The sequence below is a fragment of the Microcoleus sp. F10-B2 genome (assembly GCF_036704965.1).
Taxonomy (GTDB): Bacteria; Cyanobacteriota; Cyanobacteriia; order Cyanobacteriales; family Microcoleaceae; genus Microcoleus.
The window spans coordinates 12,022-29,547 of sequence record NZ_JAUBTB010000088.1 but is presented as its reverse complement, the minus strand read 5'-3'; the positions used below and the strand labels follow the sequence as shown (position 1 = coordinate 29,547).

Below are 17,526 nucleotides of genomic sequence, written 5' to 3'. Positions count from 1 at the left end.
AAATGCTAAAACTTCGTTGTGCTTACCTCAACGACCTCTTAGCCATTTGAGGTTTTTGCAAAACCGGGATGCTCCCGGCGAAGTTACTCTCCTCGGCCTTGTAGCTGACAAATTGCGGAAAATTCAAACTTTACTCGCAGACAAAGATTATATCCTGGCGATTAAAGCTTATCAAGAACGCTTACCGATTCTCTGTAGCGGTGACTTAATCAAAGACAACAACGCCTTCATCCTCAAAAACCCCCACAACTTAACTCTCGATGAATTGTGGTAAGACTAAAAGTCACGCACAGTCTATCTCGCTCAATTGTAAATGATGCGTCGTATGCTGCCAATTGCGCTGAGTCTTGAATCCCAATTTTTGATAAAACCTGTCGGCTGCTGGCGTATCTGTTCGCAACGTCAATAACTGATAATGCTGACTGGCTTCGTAAATCAGCCGATCGACCAATAAACGCCCCACCCCCTTTCCCCGCCAAACTGACTCAACATACAAATGCCGCAATCGTCCAACTTTTGGATCGTTGAAATAAGGATCTCGATTCAAGCCGCAAATTCCGATCGCTCTTTCCTGCGATGACGCTATAAATAAAGCTTCACCAACCTTGTCGAAGCAGTTACAACCATTACGATAATCTCGGACCAGTCTTTCCACAAACTGAAAACCTTGGGACAGACTTTCCTCAATTAAATGGATAATTAATCCCTCATCAAACTCGGAAATTTTAGCGATGTGAATATGCTGCATACTTTGACAAAAGATTTGTTAAGTAAGGAGTGCATCGACTTGAGCAGATTTATGGGTTCTGACAAAGAACATTGTGATATCGTTCCAATAACCTGCTGCGGTTGAAGCTTCATTGATTTCTGTAAAATATTCCAGCTTGCACTGCTGCCACTGTTCATCTGACCATTTCACATTTTGAAGCCCGAATGCACTCTTGGCATTGCCAGTCCACGCAGCTTCCGCATCTTGCAAGTAGAAGCCAAATTGCTCAGTCGTGATTTCGATGTCTTCAAACCCGATATCGTCAAGCATTTCGCAACACCTCTGCGGCGTTCCCAGTAACTCATTGGGATTCGGGATAGCAATACCGTATCTTTGTACTACTTTCCGAAACAAGACAGACGCGGTAGGCGAGGTTTCTGCCAGACAGGAAAATGCAAGTAACCCTCTTGGTTTCAGAGCATTGTGCCATCGACGCAGCGATGTCGGAATATCTGTGAAGTAGACGATCGCCGACGAACACAAAATAACATCAAATTGGCTTTCCTGGAACTCTTGCTCGTCTGCATCCACTTTCTCAAACCTGATATTAGTCAGTCCCGAAACAGCGACTTTCTGCTCGGCTTGCAGCAGCATTCCCGAAGCAAAGTCAGTTCCCAAAACACGACCTGTGGAACCAACAGCAAAAGCCGCAGCAATCGCCACTAAACCTGTTCCAGTAGCGACATCTAAAACTTGCTGGCCGGGTTGTATTTTTGCCAACTCTACTAATCGGTTTGCCGCCCGTATATGAAGCTCAGTCTCGTAGTTTTGACGGTTGTTAAAGTCATTAAGAATTTGCTGTTTATAGCTACTTAGGGAGGAGTCATTCATATCGATTCTTTTCCCAAACAAATATCCAGTTCCCTCGCAAAGGCCTCCGGCGCATCCAGCATCAGCCAGTGTCCAGTATCGGGTAGCGTAGTTGTCGTCAATGTGGGACGGAGGATGTGGAGGCTGAAGGGAAAAGTGTTTGAGGGAGCAATAATGGCGCGGGCCCGTGTTCCAGGGGCTGCTAGGTAGCGATCGAGAGCATCAACAGCTTCAAAGGCAAACATCCCGCGAGACATTCCAGACAGGCAATCCTGTGGAGTCGCCGCCAACCAAGCGAGTATCCGATCGCGCGTAGGGGCCGTGCTTCCTGTCAGCGCCTCATTGAAGCTGGTTTCCACAGCAGCCTGCCAATCCTCCGTCTCCAGAGCCCTCTGGTAGGGAACGATGCGTTCCTCGTGCACATCTGCAGGCACCTTGGTAAAATCTCCAGGTGGGTCTGCCAGAATCAACTGCGCGATGCGGTGCGGTGCGCTGGCTGCTGTGGCGAGGGCAATACAGGCACCGAAACTGTGTCCGACGATCGCCACTCGATCGAGTCCCAGCCCATCCAGTACCGCGAAAACATCCGCTGCACAGGAAGCGGGCGCATAGTTGCCGTCCTCCGGCGGTGCAGAATCGCCGTGTCCCCGCATATCAAGGGCGATCGCGCGTCCGGTACGGGCGACACGGGCAAGCTGCGCCTCCCAGATGCTCGCGGACACCGCCATACCGTGCACGAACACCACCGGCAGCGCCTCGGATTCCCCAGCGGTGACAGGGGGGCTGGCTTCGATGATGTGAATAGTGCCGATCGGTCCTTTGATATTTGTCGATCGCATAAAAACTTCTCCTAAGTTTTATAGTCCTGGACGCACCGGTACTCAGAAACCGGATTTTTCGCAAAAAAAATACTCAGTTATATCAAATACCTTAACATCGGAATTATTATCTCTCTCATCTCCTTCTCTGTGTCCTCTGTGCCCTCTGTGGTTTAATCATTCCGATTCACACCACCAATTTTACCTCTGTTACTCCTTGGCGCAATTCATACTGTCCTTTTACCCAAAATTGTTTAATTTTCCCCCCCAAAAACGGAGCAGCTTGCATCATCAACAAACGCAACAATCCATTTTTTCGCAGTTGTTCGCCTTTCCACGCTTCTTGTGCTTGAAGTTGTTGGGCGCGAATAATTTCCGGTTCGCGTTCTGCCTGAATCCGCGATAATGCTAAGTCAATATCCTCGGAATTAGCCCCTGCTTTCAATAAAGGTACAAGGTGATTGGCGGCAACAATTATATCGCGTAACGCCATGTTAATTCCTTGAGCGCGAACCGGAGACATGGGATGTGCCGCATCCCCCAAAAGTATGATTCCGGGTCGATGCCAGCGCGGACAGCGACCAACCACAACAGATAATCGCATCGGAGATTCGATCGTATCGGCACAGTTGCGGAAATGTTCTGCCATCCACGCAGGAGATAGCGATGCGAAAGTTTCTGCCCAGTCTGTGTGTTTCCGATCCGTTTTGTCATCGGCAGATAGCACCCAAGCCAGATGAAGTTTTCCTGATTCTGCCCCGTGAAAGACACTGAATCCGCTACCGCCATTCAGGATAGAATAAAATACATTATCCGCCACAAACCGAGGATGAGCGGCCAGTTTAAACCACAGAACATCTATACTATTCTGCTGTTTTATTAACTCTAATTCTGCACGCTGTCGTACAACCGAGTTTCTACCATCTGTACCAATCACAAGTGCAGCAGGAATCTCTCGCCCATCTCCTAGCTTTACACCCGCAATGCGATCGTTGCTGTACAGTAAATCTTTTACGGGAACACCTGAGATAAATTCAAACTCTGGATGCAACTTAGCTTCTGAAATTAGTGTTTCTAGCAAAGGCGGTTGCGATACCAGCGTACAAGGTCGATTTGACCCCATTGGCTCATCAACTCGAAATAGTTGCCGATCGCCCACAACGAACTCCCAGGCATCAATTTGTCGGTGTGGAACACCTTCTAGCATAGTGGATAAGCCCATTTGGGCGATCGCATCCAATCCGCTGGGCATTAACCCTTCACCGCGAAACACTCGGTAGGAATCTTTTGCCGCCTCAACCAACGTTACAGCAATACCTCGTTTCACCAGCAGTAAGGCAAGTGCCGTACCAGTTGGCCCCGCTCCCACAATTACAACTTGCGTCATGGCCATGCCCCATTGCTTATTAATGTATTCCCAGCTTAATTTACATCCTAAGAGGTCAAAGACTACCCGCAACTATTTATCCACTTTTGCTGGCCAGTATTTTGGTAAGTAAATCAATCTAATTAAACGTAGAATTATCTAACTTTTAGATCGCGGAATTATTGGATAATTAGGGAATTTGGGTATTCTGTTTTGCATGAGGAATAAAACAGCATTTGCTAAATTTTTCGGTTATCTGATGCGTCTCGATCTGACGCATAATGTGTGAAATAGTTCGTGAAGTACAAGTAGAGGAGGCTGCCTCAAAGCTCGATCGCCCGTTAGCGTTAGCTTTCGCGATCCGAAGGAAAGCCCTCGAAGAGGATCTGCCACCCCCAACTTTAAGCGAACACCCAAATCCCCAACCCTCCCCGTTTATTAAACTTTGTGGCAGGCTATGATTGACGGTTGGCAGCTTTTGAGAATCTAAATGCTAAACACAAATACAATTATTTCCAGCCTGCTGTTATTTATCCCAGTTTCCATCGCCGGACACTTTCTCGGCTGGGAATCCTCCACAATCTTCATCACCTCGGCTTTAGCCATCGTCCCTCTAGCGGCCTGGATGGGCACGGCCACCGAAGAAATCGCCGTCGTCCTCGGTGCCAATTTGGGGGGTTTACTGAACGCTACCTTCGGAAATGCCACGGAACTGATTATCGGCATCGTCGCCCTCAACGCCGGGCTCATAGATGTTGTCAAGGCCAGCATCACCGGTTCAATTATGAGCAACCTGCTGCTGGTGATGGGATTTGCGATGCTGCTGGGCGGCTTGCGCTACAAAGAACAAGACTTTCAACCGACTGTCGCCCGGTTGAATGCTTCAGCGATGAACTTAGCCGTGATTGCCATTTTGGTGCCGACGGCAGTTAATGCCACCTCTATTGGCATCCCTCCGGCAACTATGCAGAACCTCTCTAGCGCTGTTGCTGTAGTCCTGATTGTCGTCTACGTGCTGACGCTGCTGTTTTCGATGAAAACCCACAGTTATCTGTACGAGGCAGGGGTGGCAGAAATAGGAATGCTTGAAGAATTAGCCGAAAGTAACTTAGCACCAGACAGTCCTGACCACAAAGTCAATCTGCCGCTGTGGGTTGGGGTGCTGTTGGCCTGTACCCTGATGGTAGCTGTCGAGTCGGAACTGCTGGTGGGTAGTCTGGAAGAAGCGACGGCGCGTTTGGGGCTGACATCACTGTTTACCGGGGTAATTTTAGTGCCGATTATTGGCAATGCGGCCGAACACACGACGGCGGTGACGGTGGCGATGAAAAATAAAATGGATTTGTCGGTTTCTGTGGCAATGGGTTCGAGTTTGCAAATTGCTTTGTTTGTTGCCCCGGTGTTGGTTTTGGCAGGTTTTGTCTTGGGCAAACCGATGGACTTGAACTTCAACCCGTTTGAACTTGTAGCGGTTGCGGTGTCGGTGCTGATCGCCAATTCTATCAGTTCTGACGGCAACTCTAACTGGCTAGAAGGTACTTTGCTGTTGGCAGCTTATACGGTTTTGGGGCTGGCTTTCTACTTCCATCCGGTAATTGAGGGACTTGTTTAACAGGCTTTCTTCTGCAGAAGGAAGTTCGGCAACGAAACAGTTTACGAGATTTAACCGATTTAAGGGATGGATTTTGAGGGAAGAAGGCAGAAGGCAGATTTTCTCAACTTTGCCACACTCCCAGACTCCCACACTCCCCATCCCCCACACTCCCGCTCTTCCTCTATTGCTTCGAGAGTTGTCGTTGCGATCGTACAATTGAAATCTGGCAGCTCTTAGTTATTAGTTCTGATTTTTTTGTCAACCATCTGCTCTCATGAGCGGTTTTTGACCTCGATCGGCTGGGACAAACAACAGAACCTTGAACCTCAACCCGGTTGTTAGATTCGATCGCCCCAGGTTATAGAAACAGACGGGATGGGGAAAACCAGGGAGACTTTAGTCCGCTTGACTTGAGCTAGAGTGGAAGATTTCAATCAAGAGTGCTCATGAGTCTTGTACTAGGTGTGCTACGATCGTCATAAGTTGAAAAGTGAGTATAACTAGACAACATAAAAACTCGTACTCTTATTTTTTTTGAGTACGCAGTCACACCTAACCGTGTTGCCGTCTAGGAAAACTCCTATTTGAATCAAAACCTAACTATCTCAAGAGGACTAATCAAGTACGGTAGGGCATACCGGAATTCACGCTTGAGGAGAAGACACCTCTACTTTGGCTCGAGTAATCCTGTCAAGGCAAGTGACTTCGCTGAACCAAGAATCTCAGTCACCAAGAGTGCTGAGAGTGTCAAAGTAAAATTTGATAGAGCAACCTCAGTCAGGGTTATGTGGCTTCTGTGAGTTATTGCCTCAATCCCAAATGCCCGAATCCCTCCGATCCAGCCAACTCTGGCAAATCCGCGTGTATCCACTGCGGGTCAGAACTTTTGTTGCAAGGTAGATATCGGCTAGTCGCGCCTCTCGGAGGCGGTGGCTTTGGCAGAACCTTTGAAGTGGACGACAACGGCTCCCGAAAAGTGCTCAAAGTCCTGCTCAAAGAACATCCCAAAGCTGTAGAACTTTTTAAGCAAGAAGCCGACGTATTGGTCAGGCTGAGACACCCAGGTATTCCAAAAGTCGATCGCGACGGTTATTTTACATTTTCGCCAGCTCACACCACAGAGTCTTTTCACTGTCTGGTGATGGAGAAAATTGCTGGTGCCAATTTGCAAGACTGGCTCAAACATCGAGGCCGCCCAATCAGTCAAGAACAAGCTCTCAACTGGCTCAAACAACTGTCGGAAATTTTAGACCAAGTTCACCGACTCAACTATTTTCATCGGGATATCAAGCCGCACAATATTATGTGCAAGCCGAACGGGCAGTTAGTGCTGATAGACTTCGGGACTGCTAGGGAAGTGTCGGGGACTTATTTCGCGAAGGTGGGCCAGGGGCAAAATGTGACTGGTATTGTTTCCCCCGGCTACACGCCGCCGGAACAAACTAATGGGAAGGCTGTTCCGCAGTCGGATTTTTTTGCTTTGGGGCGCACTTTTGTTTATTTGCTGACTGGGAAGCCGCCGACTGCGTTTCCAGAGAACCCGCGCACGGGAAGATTAATGTGGCGCAAAGGAGCTCCTCAGGTTTCCGACCCGTTGGCTAACGTGATCGATTACCTGATGGCACCTTTTCCGGGAAATCGACCTCAAAGTCCGCAGATGGTTTTGCAGTGCTTGGAGGAAATAAATCTCGACGGTGCAGAAACTCAGTTGCCGACTCAGTTGCCGACGACGGGGCAAACTAAAATTCGCGGAACTTCCGGGGGGGCTGCGGCGACGAAGCAGAGTTCCATGAACCGCCTCAGACCTCTCAATTCGAGATTGAACAAGACCGAGAAAGAGGTTTTTGATTGGAAAAAGAAGTTGCTGGCGGGCACTGCGGTTTTGATGCTGGGTATTGGCGGGTCTCAAATTTACGGTTCGCTGCGTTACGGGGTGTTTCCGGCAAACCCGGTATGGCTGCTTTCTAGTTTGCCTAGCAGTCAGTTTTTGCAAAGAAGTTTGGATAATGTCGGGAGTGTAAATGCGATCGCCCTGTCGCCGAACGGTCAAACTTTGGTCAGCGCCAGCTTTGGGACGATTAGAATTTGGAATGTGAGAACGGGACGCCTGGTGCGGCCTATCAATTCGGTGCATTCTAAAAAATCGGTCAACACGCTAGCCGTGAGCCCGGACAGCTCGATTTTGGCTAGCGGCGGCGACGACAATAATGTGATTTTGTGGGATTTGAAGACGGGGCGGCGGATGCGGACAATTCCCGCTCACAAAGCCGCCGTCAACGCGGTCGCTTTTAGCAGCGACGGTCAAACTCTGGCTAGCTGCAGCGATGACAAAACTGTTCGCTTGTGGAATGTCAAAACCGGCCACAGGTTGCGGACTTTGAGCGGCCACGCCGGAGGAGTAAACGCGATCGCTTTGAGCCGGGACGGTCAAACTCTCGCTAGCGGTAGCGATGACAAAACTGTGCGTTTGTGGAATCTCGACACCGGACAAGTCAGAAGAATTATCACAGGTCACGGCGGCGCGGTTAATGCTGTAGCTTTTAGCCCGAACGGGCGAATTGTGGCGAGTGCTAGCAGCGACAATACGATCCGTTTGTCGAACGTGCAAGACGGGAAACGCGCTCGCACTTTTAAAGGGCATTCGGGTTGGGTGAGAACGATCGCCTTTAGCCCGGACAGCCGCAGTTTGATCGGCGGGGGCGGAGATATTATAGTTTGGGATTTGAAGACGGGTAAAGAAAGAAGCACTCTTTCTGGTCACACTCAGTTTGTGACTTCTGTTGCTATTGCTAGAGATAGCAAGACTTTTGTGAGCGGCAGTCCCGATCGTACTATTAAGATTTGGCGAATGCCGTAGTCCTACTATTTGAGAATTGGTAATGACTGATTTTGTATGGGTTTGGCTCGCGGGCCTAAAGTTGCATTGTTTTTTTTACTGGCCTGAGTAGTCCTATCACTTCCGGTTGCATGGGAATGATTAACCCTCTTCTGTCACTCTTGGAAAATAAAAATAAGAGCCAAATTTTTAACTGTAGATATAGCGAGCATTTGAGCGTTTATTTTCTAACAGAATGGCTGAAATCAAGATTTTTGGTAAAAGTCTTATGCTATAAGCCTTCCCGATTATTTTTTGCCGAAAGTGACAGAAGAGGGTTAAACCGCTCTTGACCCATAGAACGCAGAGTCTCCAGAACAGAGGGATGAACTATTCCGATGCTACGGGATTTGATATTATTCACAACCCAGACCAATTACCCATTACCAATTCGTAATTTTCAATTGTTACATAAATTTGGTATTATCCCAAAATTCCCCGCCCATTTTTCGCAAATTCATCAACAGTTTGCTGCGAAAATTCGTGAACTGCGATCGCCTTTAATACATCAAAAGGCAATGTCAAATGATGTGCTCCAGCTAATAAAGTCTTCACCGCTTCTTCCGGCGATTTAATGCTAGCTGCCAAAATTTCAGTATTAGTTTTCTGCAAGACATTTGCCATATCTTGCACTAAGGCAAAACCGTCTCCCAACAATCTGGTGGCGCGATTCACATAGGCGATCGCATATTTTGCCCCAGCTTCCGCCGACACCGCAGCCTGCGCGGCGCTGTATATCGCCGTCACCGCGCAAGGAATTTCCGGTGACAAATGCGCTACTGCTTGAAAACCAGCCGTCGTTGCCGGAACTTTCAACACTGTTTGCTGTCCAATTAATTCAAAAGCCGCTTTTCCTTCTGCTACCATGCCATCAAAATCAGATGCAGTTAGCTGATAATATACTTCCCCAGGAATAAGTTTTGCCAGTTGTTTGAGCGTCACATCTGGAGATAAATCGCTTTTGGCCAGGAGGGTTGGATTAGTAGTAATACCCGAAAGCCAGCCGAACTTGCTCGCCTCTTTGGCTTCTGCTACTATTGCAGTATCTAGATAAATTCCCATCAAATCTACACCTTTATTTTCTTAGTTTATTCTGAGTTTTCCGATGCTTACTTTCAACTTAAGGTCACTGAGCGTGAAATTGATTGTTAGGCCTTAACTGTAGCAGATTAATCAAAATATTGCTAGTAAGTAACAATAACAATTAAGTGATGAATATCACGTCACTTGCTGATGGCGATCGTCAGGTAGGAAAACTTCGATAGCCAAATGCCGGAAACAAACAGTTTATATTTGTAGTATGAGTTATGTATGCAATAACTCAAGGAGGTGACTCATAAAATGATAGAAAAAGAAAATCAGCCGTCAAAAGTCAGCCTTGAGATATCTTCTTGTGACAAAGCGGAGTTGGAAACACTAGCAGCAGCCACTCAAGACTTGTCGGAAAATGATAATTCTCAAACACAGTTTCAAGCATTTGAAAATAACGGTGAAGATGGTTTGAAGGCTCTAGGACGCTTGATGATGGTGAGTCTAACTTGGTCGCTGGCAGGACTTTCTAAACGCAAGTAAATTTTTGGGTTATTGGTTATTGGTTATTGGTAATAAAGATTGGTTATGCTGCCAGAGTGCCGTGAATCTTTAAGTTTTAACATCCAATTCCTCATCCCTCGCCTGTGCTTTTTATAGTACAGGCTTTCCCATTTCCCTTGAGGGTGAGATCGTTAGCTGCTATGCCTTGTGCTTCTGCGTATTCCTGCATTGCTTTCACCTCGCTGTAGTCTTTGCTGCTGTTGTATCCCGTTATCAAAAGTTGGCTAACTCCCTCGGCTTTGTAGAGCTCGATCGCAGCTTGGACTCGATCGGCTAACATTGGCGTTGGAGTGCCGCCTTCCCAAACTCCCGCACCGAAAACAATGGCAATTGGTTCGGCGGGAACCTAGGCTAAATCGGTGCGCAGGTAGTTGCTTCTAACTATAGCAATCCTAAATCATTTGCATAATTATTGTAGGGGCAATTCCCCCGTGGTTGCCCGATAGATAGGGGGTAGGCAAAGAAAGGCACTACCCCTAAAAATTTATCTGAATAATTTAGGATTGCTATAGCCTGACGTAGTAATTGAGGGCTGGCGCGCGATCGCTGAGGCTAATATTAACAGCTAGATGGCAATGTGCCATTGAAATATAAATGATTTAGGCAACATAAATTAAAGTTAACTTCCTATATAATAATTACACAAACAGACCGCTTCGCAGGTTTAAAACTTGTCAACTTAACGAAGTTACATTATATTGATAAATATGAGTCAACAACATTCAAAGTTTGAATTGCTAGAATCACTTTTATGGGAACCCAAAAACGGCTATTTTTTGCTAGACAGACATCTGGAAAGATTAGAGAGATCGGCTGATTATTTTAATTTCCCTCTATCGCTAACAGAAGCAAGCAAAGCTTTACAAGCATTAAGTATGACTTGCGGGTCAGTAAAACAAAAAATACGGTTAACAATATCTTGTGAGGGAAACATAACATTACAAGCTCAGACACTAGATAGCGGTATCTTAAAAATCGGTGCATCTGTGGGAATTGCCCGCAAACCGATCGATTCTCAGAACCCATTTCTTTACCACAAGACAACTTACCGATTGCCTTATACAATGGCTTTGGAGTCGCAGCCCGAATATCAGGATGTCTTTCTGTGGAATCAAGATGGAGTTATCACCGAATCGACGATCGCCAATATCGCGATCGATACACCCGCAGGTCTAATCACACCTCCCGTCAAGTGCGGTTTATTACCGGGGACGTTTCGCGCTCAACTTTTAGAGGAGGGAAAAATCAGAGAAGAATTAATTACCTTAGAGGATTTGCACAGTACCAAAACTTTATTTCTCATTAACTCCGTTAGGGGTTGGATACGCCTCAAACAAGAAGCAAGCCGAGATGTTTGGCAAGTTGTAAGTAATGGCTGAAATAACGCTTTCAATCGATTTTAGTAGGCTGCGAACTGTGCATTTTACTACTACATATAGTGTCAAAATTGACTCGTTGCGTAAGTCCTGAAAGTGTTAACCGTAGTGCAATCTATTATGAAACAAATACAACCTTGGCATTGGCGAAAGCTTCCCCTAAATCAGCGCAGCGGATCTGAGATTTTTCAAATTTTATTTCTCGGTAAAACTGCCGACAGTGCAAGCTCAATATCGGATGGTTTCCCCCGCGATATGGCCGTTCTGCTAGAAAGTCCAGTTACATCTTCTACTAATAACTTGACACGATATTCTATTTGTGCGGGTTCTCCCCGGATAATTGACGGTCAATCTCAGCTATGGACACCGCCAGTCGGTGAAATTTTACCTTTTTTGCGCGCTCTTTTGGACTCTCAAAAGCAAAATTTAGCAGTAAATGTACCGCCGGAAATTCCTTTTAGTGGGGGTTGGTTGGGATGGCTAGGTTATGATTTAGCATGGGAAATCGAACACCTGCCCCAACTCAATACCGATCCGCTTCCTTTCCCGGTTAGCTGTTGGTACGAACCAGAATCTTTTGCGGTTTTAGACCGTCAAACGCAAATTCTCTGGTTGGCTGCGAGTCAACCTTCTCACCTCGATGTTATGCAGCATCAATTAGAGAAAACCCAGCCAGAAATAATCGAGAATAATTTACCGGAAAATTATCAACAAAATTCCACTACTCCTATTTTTCAACTCTCTCAGAGTCAGTATAAAGAAATAGTGCAAAAAGCTCAGAAGTATATTCATGCGGGCGATATTTTTCAGGCTAATTTATCTTTGCGGTTTGAAGCCCGTACAGATTGCAGTAGTTGGTCAATTTACCGCGCTTTGCAACGGATCAATCCTTCGCCTTTTGCAAGTTATTGGCAAACTCCGTGGGGGGCGATAGTTAGTTGTTCGCCGGAAAGACTGGTTCAATTATTAGGAAAAAAAGTGGATACTAGACCGATCGCGGGAACGCGACCGCGAGGTTTGACCTGCATTCAAGATGAGCAATTAGCAAAGGAATTAATAGAGAATATCAAAGAAAGAGCCGAACATATTATGTTAGTTGACTTAGAACGCAACGATATCGGGAGGGTGTGTGAATGGGGTTCGGTAAAAGTTAACGAATTTCTGACCGTTGAACGCTACAGTCACGTGATGCACCTCGTCAGTAATGTTATCGGTACATTAAGACGAGATTGCGACGCGATCGACTTAATTCGAGGGGTATTTCCGGGCGGTACGATTACAGGTTGTCCGAAAGTGCGCTGTCTGGAAATCATCGAAGAATTGGAACCCGTGAAGCGCAATTTATTTTACGGTTCCTGCGGTTATTTGGACTGGCGCGGGAACCTGGATTTAAATATTTTGATTCGCACCCTTTTATATGCACCAAAAAGTGACGGTACGACCGGGGGAGTTGTTTGGGGACAAGTGGGTGCGGGGATTGTTGCTGATAGCGATCCGGAAAGGGAATGGCAGGAGTCGCTGCAGAAAGCTCAAGCTCAAGTTAATGCTTTGAAAGTAGCGGAAATATTTGATTAGATGCGTCTTAGCTCAATGGAATTATTAAGATTATTGAAAATTACTATCGCCGACTTATTTTGAGGTAATACTGATTAAAATCGCTTGGAAACCAAATTTTTTTTCTAGTATTAATGTTAGAAAAATGTTGCTATGGTATTGCCTGATAGTTTTTTTAGCGATCGCACTGTGAATCAGATTCTGGGTGAACTCATGGATATTAGACCAGACTGCCAAAGCTGGTTAGCTGTTGGAGAAGCTCACTATCGCGATCGGAAAAGAAAAGCACAAGCAATTAATAAAGGCCCTGAATGGCTGATTCTTGCAATAATTTATTTGACTTCTTCAACAATTATTGTGGGGCAGGCAGGATGCCTGCCCAAGACTTGCTTTTCACTCCTATGTGTATTGATTGTCCGAACCTACTGCCTCAGAAATCGAATTAAATCCGCGTTCTTCTAACTTTTGCAACAAACCTTGGAGAATCCGGCGCACCATCCAAGGCCCTTCGTAAACCCAACCGGTGTAAACTTGAATTAAACTCGCGCCGGCGGCTATTTTTTCCCAAGCATCTTCGGCGGTGAAAATGCCGCCAACTCCAATTATGGGTAATTCGCCTTTTGTATATTGCCAGATAAATCGGATTACTTCTGTCGATCGCTCCCGCACTGGAAGCCCGCTAATTCCCCCGGCTTCTGCGGCGATTGGTTTGCCTGTTTCTCGCAATATTTGTGTTTTCAGTCCGTCGCGGCGGATGGTGGTATTTGTGGCGATAATTCCTGCTAGTTGGTAGGTTTTTGCTAAGTCGAGGATTGATGCGATCGCCTCGGGTTCCAAATCCGGCGCAATCTTGACTAAAATTGGCTTGGTTCCCTGATTTTCTTGTTGCAAAATTTCCAAAATTGTGCTAAGCCCAGCAGCATCTTGAAGCGATCGCAACCCAGGCGTATTCGGAGACGAAACGTTGACTGCAAAATAGTCGCCCCAATCTTTCAGCAGCTTAAAACTCTCCAAATAGTCCGCTGCTGCCTGCTCTAACGGTGTTACCTTAGATTTACCGAGATTGATCCCCAAGGGGAATGGGGACTGAGGCATGGGGCGCTGGGTATCGAATTTTGAGTGTTTCTGTGCTGCCTGAAACCGGGCTGCCATTGCCTCGGCTCCTTGATTGTTAAATCCCATGCGGTTGAGGGCTGCACTGTCCTCAGTCAAGCGAAACAAGCGAGGTTGGGGATTTCCCGGCTGCGGTTGACAAGTGACAGTGCCGAGTTCGGCAAAGCCAAAGCCAAAATTTGCCCAAATGTCAGCAGCTACGCCGTTTTTATCAAATCCCGCGGCCAAGCCGACAGGATTTTTAAAGCTCAGTCCCCACAAAGATTGTTCGAGGCGAGAATCTTGCACTCCCAAAGATTTCTGCAATCGGGAGAGCATTTGGCTGGTTGCGGGGTTGGACTGATTTCGGGCTGCGAGTTCGAGGATTTGAAGAGTGCGGTTGTGCAGCCATTCGGCATCGGTTTTCAATACGGAAAACAACAGCGGCCGTACACCTGATTGATAAATATCCAATGACTTGTACTGGGGCAGTTTACAAATGAGAAATCAGAAGGGAAATAAAAGTATTCACGAGCCGACAGCAAAGACGAGGTTGTTACTTCAACTTCGATCGACTTGATCCAATGTTTGAGATTAAAGGATAAGTGAGACGATTATATTATAAGTTGATTGTTTTCCATTTTAATTTTTTAAATTTTTAAGTTGGTAATTTTAAATTGAACAAAAGTGCGGGGAAGCTTGGAAATGGGGCAGCAGCAAAGACCGAAGGATTTAGACGAACAAATCGGGGCCCTGGAGCGGGTTCTCCAGACTCTGCGAGAAGAGGAGAATGTTGAAGTGCTGCTTTCGACCACACTGGGTTACTTGCAAGCGGAATTTGACTGGCGGTTGATTTGGATCGGGTTGTACGATCGACAGGCCCACAGATTGTTCGGGAAAGGCGGCATGACTCCTAACGGCGACCTGTCTTTTCTCAAACAGCGGTTTGCTCTGAGTCCGGGGGATTTGCTGGAACAAGTGGTGATTCAGCTCCGGCCGGTGGGAGTCCCGGATTTGCGCTCGGAAAGTAGAGCCGGAGAATGGCGCAAAGCAGCTCAAACTTTCAACATTCAAGGCACGACTCTGTTTCCGCTCCGCTACAAAGACCGCTGCTACGGCGTGATTTTGCTCGGCACTGACGAGTGGGGAGCGTCGCCAAAGTCGGGGGAAAAAACGCAGTTGGCGATCGTATTTGGAGCGCTGGCAACTGCTCTTTACCAAATAGAAAAAGACTGGCAGCGACAACAAGTCAAACACCCAGACGAGTCTCTTTTAGCGCTGATTTCGCAGTTGGGGGAACTGCGATCGCTCGACCAATACTTGCAAGCGGTTGTCGAACAAGCTCATGAATTTATCGAACCCACGCGCACCAATATTTATTGGTTCGAGCGAGAGCGGCGCTATTTTTGGCGGCGAGTCAGCAACCGCCAAGTTGCTCAGGGTTTGGGCGGGCCGGAGCGACCCGCTTCGGGCATCACCGTCCAAGACTTGGGGGGATTTTATCAGGCTTTGGGCCGGGAAGAAATGGTTTGGATCGGTGAATCTCAAAGTTCTCTGAAAACTGAGCTGACTGGGCGGTTAATGCAGCAAATCCGCGCTCGCTCTCTGTTGGCTGCGCCGATTGTTTCACAAGGGGAATTGTTGGGATTTTTAGCAGTCGAAGCCAGCGAACCCCGGATCTGGCAAGAAAATGAAAAACATTACCTGCGGGGAGTGGCGCGGTTAGTGGCTCTGACGGCTCCGGTGTCGGAGATGGAGGAGAGGATTCAGCAAACTGAGATCGATCGAGATTTAACTGCCGGAATAGCTCGCGCCATCTACAGCGATGCTGACTGGGAGGCGACTTTGAAAAATACCGCCGAGCAGTTGTGCGGGCGGCTCAAATGCGAATACTTTTTGCTGCTGCTGTACGGCGAAGAACAAAATCGCTTTGAAATTGTCTGCCAAAATTTCCCCCGCAACCGCAGGCCAGTGGCGTCGCCGCTCAACGCCCTCGATGTGGCTGACGTGGGGCTGTTGCAAGAAAGCGCACCTCTGGCTATTGAAAATTGGGAAGAAGATCGGCGGTTGGGCGCTTGGCGGGAAGTGCTGGGGGAGGCGGGGGTGCGATCGCTTGTGGCATCGACCACTCGGGCGAAAAAGTCCGAGGGAGAAAACCCCAATCTAAAATCGAAAATCGCCAATCGCAAATCGATCGAGGGTTTGCTGGTTGTCGGGCACAGTGCAACTCGCACTTGGAGGCGATCTGAGCAAGAATTAGTTGGGCTAGTGAGCCAACAGCTAGGATTGATCCTGCACTCCTGGCAGCAGAGTGCGGAAATCGACAAATATCAGCAATTTGAGCGAGCGCTAAAATCGGGTTTGGGGGTTTTGCAGCATTCTCCTGAGGAGCCATCGGGGCAACCGATATCTGCTGCTTCACCGACGATGTTCCCAGAGTTGCCGCTGCAAAAGCTCGATCGTAACTTTGCTCAACACCTTTCCCAGACAATTTCCTGTCCTTTAGTAGCCGTAATTACTTGGAATCCCGGTGAGGAGGAAGGTTCAATTGCGACGGCGCTAGCTGCCAATCCCGTATTTGCCCTCAATCCCGAGGCGGTGATTCCTGTCCAAACAGATGCTTTGATCCAACAAACCCTGGCAGAAGAGGGCGTGCTGCAACAGAGCACGAGCCAACTGCCGCTGGCTACGAAGCGGTGGCTGCGCAGTCCGGGAATTGGCGAGATTCTGACGGTGGCGCTGCGGACGGCCCCAGAACACGCTCCGGCGGGCATTGTGGTGGCAGCAGACGCTCCGGGCCGCCAGTGGTCGGAGTTGTCGGTGAGTTTGCTCAGCTCGATGGCATCTCAGTTGGCTTGGTGGCGCAGGTATTTGGCGGTGCAATCGGCCCAGGAGGCGCAGCGATTGGATCTGGAGCTGCTCAATTGGTACAAACAGCGCCGTTTTGAGGAGTTTTACCGCACTTTGGCAGCGGGGGTGAAGGAGTTGGGGGAGTTGAGTCAGTCGATTTTCCAGTCGGCGAAGGAACAAAAGGATGCTCTGAAAACTTTGCGCTACCAACAGGTTTTGCGGCAAATTGGCAATGCTTTGGGGTCAACCCATTTGCTGCTGAAACAGGAACAGTGGCGGTTGCAATTCGGACAAGATGCGGTGCCTGTGAGCGCTTTGCTGAGGCGATCGATCGATCGAACGGCCTCCCTGGTCAAACAGTCCAAAGTCTTGCTGGAAGTCCACAGAGAAAGTGCTGTCTCGATGCCTGCTGGCCAGACTTTGAGCGTTCGCGGAGACAGTATCAAGCTGGATTTGATCCTGTGCGAATTGCTGGCGGCTGCTTGCAGGCGCTCTGGAGTTGGTGACAAGATTGAGATTCGCTTTGAGTTGCTGGGGGAAGGTTTGCTAGAATTGTCTGTGATCGATAGCGGCGCGGGCGATCGACAGTTAATTGCTGCCTTCAACGGCGGTTCCGGGCCCGATATATTAGCCGTTTCTGCAAATAGGTCGATCGTGCAAAATCTCTTAATTTGTCAGCGAGCGGTACGCTTAATGGGGGGAAACTTTTCTATAGAAATGTTAGAAAACAATTTAATTGTGGCTCGTTTAGTGCTGCCCCTAGCCAATTCTTAATCTTGTAAAATATTGTAAAATTTTGTAAAAGTTCCAAGCTGTGATCGAGGATTGT

At 47.7% G+C, this 17,526-nt stretch carries 13 protein-coding genes and 1 pseudogene; 7 read left to right on the top strand and 7 right to left on the bottom strand.

Annotated elements, in window-relative coordinates; genetic code table 11:
* A pseudogene (locus QUA99_RS26150) lies at nt 1-274 on the top strand (hypothetical protein); the annotation flags it as partial.
* Between the two features lie 9 nt (nt 275-283).
* On the opposite strand, the gene QUA99_RS26145 reads toward QUA99_RS26150, so the two are convergent.
* The 4 genes from QUA99_RS26145 to QUA99_RS26130 all read right to left on the bottom strand — a co-directional run bounded on the left by QUA99_RS26145 (nt 284) and on the right by QUA99_RS26130 (nt 3,784).
* Nucleotides 284-748: a GNAT family N-acetyltransferase gene (locus QUA99_RS26145; RefSeq protein ID WP_333242277.1), complete on the bottom strand. Its 465-nt coding sequence runs from the start codon at nt 746-748 to the stop codon at nt 284-286.
* Between the two features lie 18 nt (nt 749-766).
* A complete protein-coding gene (locus QUA99_RS26140; protein ID WP_333242274.1) occupies nt 767-1,600 on the bottom strand; it encodes a class I SAM-dependent methyltransferase in 834 nt (277 codons plus the stop codon).
* Nucleotides 1,597-2,418 carry an alpha/beta hydrolase gene (locus QUA99_RS26135; protein ID WP_333242271.1) on the bottom strand — a complete coding sequence of 274 codons (822 nt, stop codon included), beginning with the start codon at nt 2,416-2,418 and terminating at the stop codon, nt 1,597-1,599. The genes QUA99_RS26140 and QUA99_RS26135 overlap by 4 nt, the downstream gene beginning before the upstream one ends.
* A 166-nt stretch (nt 2,419-2,584) precedes the next feature.
* The gene (locus QUA99_RS26130) at nt 2,585-3,784 is read right to left on the bottom strand and encodes an FAD-dependent monooxygenase (RefSeq protein ID WP_333242268.1); all 1,200 of its coding nucleotides are present in this window, start codon (nt 3,782-3,784) and stop codon (nt 2,585-2,587) included.
* Between the two features lie 469 nt (nt 3,785-4,253).
* Here QUA99_RS26130 and cax point away from each other — a divergent pair, with 469 nt between their 5' ends.
* Together cax and QUA99_RS26120 are read left to right on the top strand one after the other, a co-directional pair.
* Nucleotides 4,254-5,375, top strand: coding sequence for a calcium/proton exchanger (gene cax / locus QUA99_RS26125; protein ID WP_333242265.1), 1,122 nt, complete (start codon nt 4,254-4,256; stop codon nt 5,373-5,375).
* Between the two features lie 769 nt (nt 5,376-6,144).
* Complete coding sequence (locus tag QUA99_RS26120; protein WP_333242262.1) at nt 6,145-8,214, top strand: serine/threonine-protein kinase; 2,070 nt, start codon at nt 6,145-6,147, stop codon at nt 8,212-8,214.
* 441 nt (nt 8,215-8,655) lie between these two features.
* Here QUA99_RS26120 and QUA99_RS26115 read toward each other — a convergent pair whose 3' ends face one another.
* Entirely contained in the window at nt 8,656-9,294 is a 639-nt protein-coding gene (locus tag QUA99_RS26115) for a transaldolase family protein (protein ID WP_333242259.1), read from the bottom strand.
* A 279-nt stretch (nt 9,295-9,573) separates the two neighbouring features.
* Between QUA99_RS26115 and QUA99_RS26110 the strand changes: the two genes are divergently transcribed.
* Nucleotides 9,574-9,804, top strand: coding sequence for a hypothetical protein (locus QUA99_RS26110; RefSeq protein WP_333242256.1), 231 nt, complete (start codon nt 9,574-9,576; stop codon nt 9,802-9,804).
* Between the two features lie 91 nt (nt 9,805-9,895).
* Here the strand turns inward: QUA99_RS26110 and QUA99_RS26105 are convergent, their stop codons facing one another.
* Nucleotides 9,896-10,150 carry an ElyC/SanA/YdcF family protein gene (locus QUA99_RS26105; RefSeq protein WP_333242280.1) on the bottom strand — a complete coding sequence of 85 codons (255 nt, stop codon included), beginning with the start codon at nt 10,148-10,150 and terminating at the stop codon, nt 9,896-9,898.
* Between the two features lie 382 nt (nt 10,151-10,532).
* Between QUA99_RS26105 and QUA99_RS26100 the strand changes: the two genes are divergently transcribed.
* Nucleotides 10,533-11,204: an aminotransferase class IV gene (locus tag QUA99_RS26100; protein WP_333242253.1), complete on the top strand. Its 672-nt coding sequence runs from the start codon at nt 10,533-10,535 to the stop codon at nt 11,202-11,204.
* A gap of 117 nt (nt 11,205-11,321) precedes the next feature.
* Entirely contained in the window at nt 11,322-12,776 is a 1,455-nt protein-coding gene (locus QUA99_RS26095) for an anthranilate synthase component I (RefSeq protein ID WP_333242250.1), read from the top strand.
* 378 nt (nt 12,777-13,154) lie between these two features.
* Here QUA99_RS26095 and QUA99_RS26090 read toward each other — a convergent pair whose 3' ends face one another.
* Entirely contained in the window at nt 13,155-14,321 is a 1,167-nt protein-coding gene (locus QUA99_RS26090; RefSeq protein ID WP_333242247.1) for a quinone-dependent dihydroorotate dehydrogenase, read from the bottom strand.
* 231 nt (nt 14,322-14,552) lie between these two features.
* Between QUA99_RS26090 and QUA99_RS26085 the strand changes: the two genes are divergently transcribed.
* A complete protein-coding gene (locus tag QUA99_RS26085) occupies nt 14,553-17,471 on the top strand; it encodes a GAF domain-containing protein (protein WP_333242244.1) in 2,919 nt (972 codons plus the stop codon).
* Nucleotides 17,472-17,526: the final 55 nt, after the last annotated feature.